This is a genomic window from Fretibacterium sp. OH1220_COT-178 (assembly GCF_003860125.1).
Lineage (GTDB): Bacteria > Synergistota > Synergistia > Synergistales > Aminobacteriaceae > CAJPSE01.
Genome location: NZ_RQYL01000046.1, coordinates 1 through 6,267 on the forward strand (window position 1 = coordinate 1; position 6,267 = coordinate 6,267).

The following is a 6,267-nucleotide window of genomic DNA, read 5'->3' on the forward strand; positions in this document are numbered from 1 at the left end:
GCGAGCGGCCGCTTCCTGCGGATGCGGAGGCCCTCGTCACGTCGTTGACCGACGTCTGCTGCGAGGGGCTGCTGGATCGTGTGGAGCGGGACCGGAATCGCTCTTGAGGTTTTGTCAGCCGGACGGTGGAAACCTTCCGTCGATCAGGACCGGAAAGGGCCTGATGACCCCATGCGGCACGTTTTAAAAGTTTGGTGACTCATGGTTTTTCGGAGAGAAGAGTATTGCGGCTATTTGATGTTAAAATAATTATGTGGGTTTATCCTTTTAAGGAGGGCAATTTGTAAGGATGCTTTAACATTCTTATCTATAGACTTTGCTTTTGTGTTATTTCGACGGTTGATGTCGGGAAGTCCGGTGAAAATCCGGCGCGGACCCCGCCACTGTGAGCCTGACGAAGCCGCGGAACCACTGGGAGGTTTTTCCTGGGAAGGTGCGGACGAGGAGGAAGGCGAGCCAGGAGACCGGTCAGCTGCTGAAGATACGGAGCGGCCTTACGAGGATTTGAGGCTATCCACGGGTGGCGTTGTGTCTGCCCCTGGGTAGCCTTTTGCGTTTTTTCGGAAAACACAAGGGGTTCCCGAGAGAGGGGAGGCGAGGCGGATGGGGAGGCACACGGCCCGGGGCTCCTTCGTTCGGGTTCCCTCAGGACGCGGACGAGCATTCATCTGGAGGTGAAATAACGGTGAACCTCAAGACAACGCTCTTCGGACACGTCTATCAATTCAGGGACATCAAGGAGGTTCTTGCGAAGGCCAACGAGGAAAAATCCGGCGATCGGCTTGCGGGGATCATTGCCTCCACCATGGAGGAACGGATAGCGGCCAAGCATGTCCTGGCCAACCTTACGGTCGCTGACCTGCGCAACAATCCGGTCGTCCCCTACGAGGACGACGAAGTCACACGAATCATTCAGGACGACGTCAACGAGAAGATCTATTCGGAGATACAGAATTGGACCATCTCCGACCTCCGGGAGTGGATTCTGTCCAACGAGACCACGGGGGAGCAGATCAAGCGCGTCAGCCGTGGCTTGACTTCCGAGGTCGTGGCGGGCGTGGCGAAGCTCATGACGAACCTGGATCTGATCTACGGAGCCAGCAAGATTCGCATCACCGCCCACTGCAACACCACCATTGGGCTCCCCGGGACGCTGGCCGCGCGATTGCAGCCCAACCACCCGACCGACGACATCGAGGGCATCACCACATCTCTCTACGAGGGGCTGTCCTACGGCGTCGGCGACGCCGTTATAGGGCTCAATCCCGTTGACGACAGTATGGAGAGCGTCAAGAAAGTCCTGCTCCGCTTTCAGGAGGTCAAGGAGAAATTCGGGATCCCCACCCAGATCTGCGTGTTGGCCCACGTCACCACGCAGATGGACGCCGTGCGCCACGGCGCCCCCACCGACCTGATCTTCCAGAGCATCGCGGGCTCCCAGAAGGGGAACGAGGCCTTCGGCATCTCCGCTGAAATGATTGCAGAGGCCGAGGACCTGGCGGCCCACGAAGGGGTTGGGGTCGGCCCCAACTTCATGTACTTCGAGACCGGCCAGGGTTCGGAGCTCTCGTCCGACGCCCACTTCGGGGCGGATCAGGTGACGATGGAGGCTCGTTGCTACGGCTTCGCCAAACGCTACAAGCCCTTTATCGTCAATACGGTCGTCGGCTTCATCGGACCGGAGTACCTCTACGACAGCCGTCAGGTCATCCGTGCGGGGCTCGAGGACCATTTCATGGGAAAGCTGACGGGCATCTCCATGGGGTGCGACGCCTGCTACACCAACCACATGAAGGCGGACCAGAACGATATCGAGAACCTGGCTGTCCTGCTCACCTCGGCCGGCTGTAACTACTTCATGGGCATTCCCCACGGCGATGATGTCATGCTCAACTACCAGTGCACCGGGTACCACGAGACCCCGACCCTGCGCCAGCTCCTGGGGGTGCGTCCCATCAAGGAGTTCGACGAATGGCTGGAGTCCCAGGGCATCATGAAGGACGGGCGCCTGACGGAGAGGGCCGGGGACGCCTCGCTGTTCCTCTCCCCGAGTGCGGAACGCCGCCCCGTCGGCAACTGAGAACGAGGTGATGCGATATGGTTACTGAGCTCGATATCAGAAAGATGGTGGAAGAGATCATCCGGGATATGGGGCAGACTGCCGCGGACGAGTCTGGGGTAAGTGCTGAGGCGAGCAAAACCGAGTCTCGGCCTGCATCTCCGGAACCCGCCCCGGAGAGCTGCGACGAGGGGCTCCCGGATCTGGCGGAGGTCGATCTGCGCAAACTGTGTCTCGTCCCGAACCCCTTCGATCGGGAGGCGCTCTTGTCCATGAAGCGGAGCACGCCGGCCCGCATCGGGGTCTGGAGGGCGGGCCCGCGCTACAAGACGGAGACGCTGCTGCGCTTCCGCGCCGACCACGCGGCCGCTCAGGACGCGGTGTTCAACGACGTCCCCGAGGAGTTTCTCACGAAGAACAATCTGGAGGTCGTCCAGACGGAATGTGTCGACAAGGATCAGTTCATCACCCGTCCCGACCTGGGACGTCAGTTCTCCGAGGAGTCCAAGGCCGCGATCAAGCGTATCGCCGGCACCGCGGCGCCGAAGGTCCTGGTCTACGTCTCGGATGGCCTGAGCTCGACGGCGGTCGCGGCCAACTCCATGGATGCCTTCAAGACGATGGCCCAGGGCCTGGAACGCCAGTCCATCACCTTGCCCAAGCCCTTTTTCGTCCGGTTTGGACGCGTCCCGGCGATGGATGTGGTCTCCGAGGTCACGGGGGCCGAGGTGGTCTGCGTCCTCATCGGGGAGCGGCCGGGCCTGGTCACCGCGGAGAGCATGTCCGCCTACATCACCTACAAGGGGACGGTGGGGATGCCGGAGGCAAGACGCACGGTGGTCTCCAACATCCATTCGGGCGGAACCCCGGCCGTCGAGGCGGGGGCCTACATCGCGGATATCATCAAGATGATGCTCGAAAAGAAGATCAGCGGCATCGACCTGAAGCTCTGATTTCAGAAGGGGGAAATGCAGAATGAAAGGTGATCCTTTTAAGCAGGCGGCCGGCTCTTTTGAGCCGCAGGCTCAAAATGCCGCGCCGATCGCTTACGTCGAAGCGAAGCCTCGTGGCTTCGTCTTCGACGCGAACGGACGCCTTGTCTGACGCCCCTCCCGAACATCCACGAAAAAGTGAAATTTAGAACCCGGAACAAAGATTTGAATTGGGATTAGGAAAAAGGGGGAAATGCAGAATGAAAGGTGATCCTTTAAAGGCGACACTCCTGAGTGTGAAGATCATCCCCAACGTCAATCCGGATATGGCGGCCTCGCTGGAGTTGAGCCCGGAGCAGCGCAGCATCGGCCTGGTCACAGCGGACAGCGACGACGTGACCTATACGGCGCTGGACGAGGCGACCAAGAAGGCCGATGTGGCCGTGGTCTATGCAAAGTCGTTCTATGCCGGAGCCGCGAACGCCAACACCAAGCTGGCGGGGGAGATCCTCGGGATCATCGCGGGGCCGAACCCTGCGGAGGTCCGGAGTGGGCTGAACGCCATCGCGGATTTCATCGAAAACGAGGCGTGGTTCGTCTCTGCAAATGAGGACGATACGATTCCCTATTACGCGCACTGCATCTCCCGGACCGGCAGCTACCTCTCCAAGGTGGCGGGAGTCCCCGAGGGCGATGCCCTTGCCTACCTGATAGCGCCGCCGCTCGAGGCTATGTACGCGCTCGACGCCGCGCTCAAGGCGGCGGACGTGAAATTGGCCGCCTTCTACGGGCCTCCCTCCGAGACGAATTTCGGCGGCGGGCTTCTGACGGGTTCCCAATCGGCCTGTAAAGCGGCCTGTGACGCATTCGCCCAGGCAGTCGTCTTCGTGGCTGAGAACCCCGTCCTCTATTGACGGATAAGTTCCTGAAGTGCAGGTGACCGTTGTGCAAAACGGCGCGCTGGGGATGGTCGAGACGAGGGGGTTGCTGGGTGCTGTAGAGGCCGCGGATGCGGCACTGAAGAGTGCCGTGGTTACCCTGCTCGGTGCCCGTAGGGTGGGAGGGGGACTGGTCACGGTCCTTTTCTCCGGTGATGTGGCTGCTGTCCGAACGGCGGTGGATGCCGCGTGTGCCTCCTTGGGCAGGTTGAATGTCGAGTTTTCGGCGCACGTCATTCCCAGGCTCGATCCCGAGGTTTGGGCGATTGTCGAGGCACACGGAAACCGTTCCGGCTCCGGACCGGTAAAATCCCTTATTCTCGGGGCGTGCCGTCAAGAAGCCATTGCAGAATCGCCCCTTATGGAAGTCGAGTCCCCCGACGCAGAACCGGTTCCGTACTCTGGGGGCGAGGGGATGATCGGGGAAAAAGGGGGGGCGGAGGAGCTTCCCCGGGCGGACAGGGAAGCGATTATCGGTCAGCTCCGAGCGATGACCGTTGCGGATTTGCGGCGATTGGCTCGAGAGGTCGCACTCGACTCCCTGACGCGGCGTCAGATCCGGGACGCCAATAAGAGGGAGCTGGTTGTCAGGCTGAGCGCATTCTTCGAACGTGCTGCCGAGAAGGAGCGCGGTCGATTTCAGGAAAAAATGGGGCAGGTTTTAAGCAAAAAACGGGGTGATAAAGCGTGATGTCGATCAAAGATCGTGATCTGCTCTCCGTGCAGGAGGCGCGGGATCTCGTGGCCAAGGCCAAAGTGGCCCAGAAGATACTGGGGGCGATGGGGCAGGCCGAGATCGACTCCCTTGTGGAGGCGGCAGCGCGCGCCGCTGCGGACGGCGCGGAGAGGCTTGCGAAGATGGCGCATGAGGAGACGGGGTTCGGAAAGTGGAGGGACAAAACGCTCAAGAACCTCTTTGCCGCACGAGACGTAACGGAAGCGATGCGCGGGCTGCGGACCGTCGGGATCCTCCGGGAGGACAAGGAGCGAAGACTGCTGGAGGTTGCCGTTCCCGTTGGGGTGATTGCCGGTTTGATCCCCTCCACCAATCCGACGTCGACCGCGATTTTCAAGACTCTGATCGCCGTCAAGGCGGGAAATGCAATCATCTTTTCCCCGCATCCCAACGCGAAGGGGTGTATTCAGGAGACGGTGAGAATCCTCTCGGAGGCGCTTTCCGCCGCAGGGGCGCCGGAGGGGCTTGTGAGCTGCATGACCGTCCTGGCCCGGGAGGGCACTTCGGAGCTGATGCGGCACAAGGATGTGGCTCTGATCCTGGCTACCGGCGGCTCGGAGATGGTTCACGCGGCCTACAGTTCCGGGACGCCGGCGATCGGGGTCGGTCCGGGCAACACCCCGGCGTTCATCGAGCGCACGGCGGATATCCCCGCAGCGGTTCGGCGAATCATCGAGAGCAAGATTTTCGATTACAGCACCATCTGTGCTTCGGAACAGTCGGTCGTTGTCGATGTCCCCGTGGAGCAGGCGGTTCGGGACGAATTTGTGCGTCAGGGTGGCCGTTTTCTGTCTCCGGACGAGTCCGGCCGGGTTGCTTCCGTCATCTTCAATGCGGCTGGCAAGATGAACGCGCGTTTGGTGGGGCGCAGTCCCCAAATGATTGGAGAGGTCGCCGGCGTGGAGGTCGGTCCCGAGGTCCGCGTGCTGCTTGCGGATCAGGCTGGGGTTGGGCGCAAATTCCCCTTTTCTCAGGAAAAACTTTGTCCTGTCTTGGCTTTTTATTCGGCGGATGGGTGGGAGAATGCCTGTGAGCGTTGCCTGGAGCTCCTGAACTACGAAGGGGCGGGGCATACCCTGGCCATCCACTCGCGGGACGAGCAGGTTGTGCGCGAGTTCGGGTTGAAAAAGCCTGTCTCGCGAGTCATCGTCAACGCGGGATCCTCCCTGGGCGGAGTCGGTGGTACAACGGGGCTGCTCCCCTCGCTTACCTTGGGGTGCGGTGCGGTGGGGCACAACGCGACCTCCGACAATGTCGGACCTCTCAATCTGCTGAATGTGCGGCGGGTTGCTTGGGGCCTGAGGGAGATAGGGGAGCTCTATCCGGCATCCCTCTCTCAAGAGGGCGGCAAGGTGAATGCTGCGGGAATGGACGCGTTGGTCAATCGCATCGTCGATGAGCTGGCTGTACGGCTGGGGCTGAACTGAGGGATGCATTCGTGCTTGTGGGGGCCCACGGGGCAATACCGCAAGAATAACGGAATTTTAAAAAATGGTGGAGATTGGGAGGCTGAACGATGAACAACAACATGCAGGCTTTGGGAATGATCGAGACGAAGGGGCTTGTGGGTTCGATCGAGGCGGCGGACGCGATGGTGAAGGC

7 protein-coding genes and 1 riboswitch are annotated in these 6,267 nt (G+C 60.8%); all 7 genes read left to right on the forward strand.

Features of this window, described 5'->3' with window-relative positions:
• Window positions 1-323 precede the first annotated feature (323 nt).
• Window positions 324-487: riboswitch (cobalamin riboswitch) on the forward strand.
• Between the two features lie 198 nt (window positions 488-685).
• Window positions 686-2,080 (forward strand): ethanolamine ammonia-lyase subunit EutB, encoded by a 1,395-nt coding sequence (locus EII26_RS12545; RefSeq protein WP_124889497.1) that lies wholly within the window; start codon window positions 686-688, stop codon window positions 2,078-2,080.
• A 17-nt stretch (window positions 2,081-2,097) separates the two neighbouring features.
• Complete coding sequence (gene eutC, locus EII26_RS12550) at window positions 2,098-3,012, forward strand: ethanolamine ammonia-lyase subunit EutC (RefSeq protein ID WP_124889498.1); 915 nt, start codon at window positions 2,098-2,100, stop codon at window positions 3,010-3,012.
• Between the two features lie 22 nt (window positions 3,013-3,034).
• Window positions 3,035-3,163: a hypothetical protein gene (locus EII26_RS13575; protein WP_255415976.1), complete on the forward strand. Its 129-nt coding sequence runs from the start codon at window positions 3,035-3,037 to the stop codon at window positions 3,161-3,163.
• 88 nt (window positions 3,164-3,251) lie between these two features.
• A complete protein-coding gene (eutL, locus tag EII26_RS12555) occupies window positions 3,252-3,905 on the forward strand; it encodes an ethanolamine utilization microcompartment protein EutL (RefSeq protein ID WP_124889499.1) in 654 nt (217 codons plus the stop codon).
• Window positions 3,906-3,927: 22 nt separating this feature from the next.
• Window positions 3,928-4,620, forward strand: a complete 693-nt coding sequence (locus EII26_RS13640) for a BMC domain-containing protein (protein ID WP_342447315.1) — start codon at window positions 3,928-3,930, stop codon at window positions 4,618-4,620.
• Window positions 4,620-6,092, forward strand: coding sequence for an acetaldehyde dehydrogenase (acetylating) (locus tag EII26_RS12565; RefSeq protein ID WP_124889501.1), 1,473 nt, complete (start codon window positions 4,620-4,622; stop codon window positions 6,090-6,092). The genes EII26_RS13640 and EII26_RS12565 overlap by 1 nt, the downstream gene beginning before the upstream one ends.
• 89 nt (window positions 6,093-6,181) lie before the next feature.
• On the forward strand, window positions 6,182-6,267 hold an 86-nt coding region (locus tag EII26_RS12570; RefSeq protein WP_124889502.1), incomplete at its 3' end, for a BMC domain-containing protein.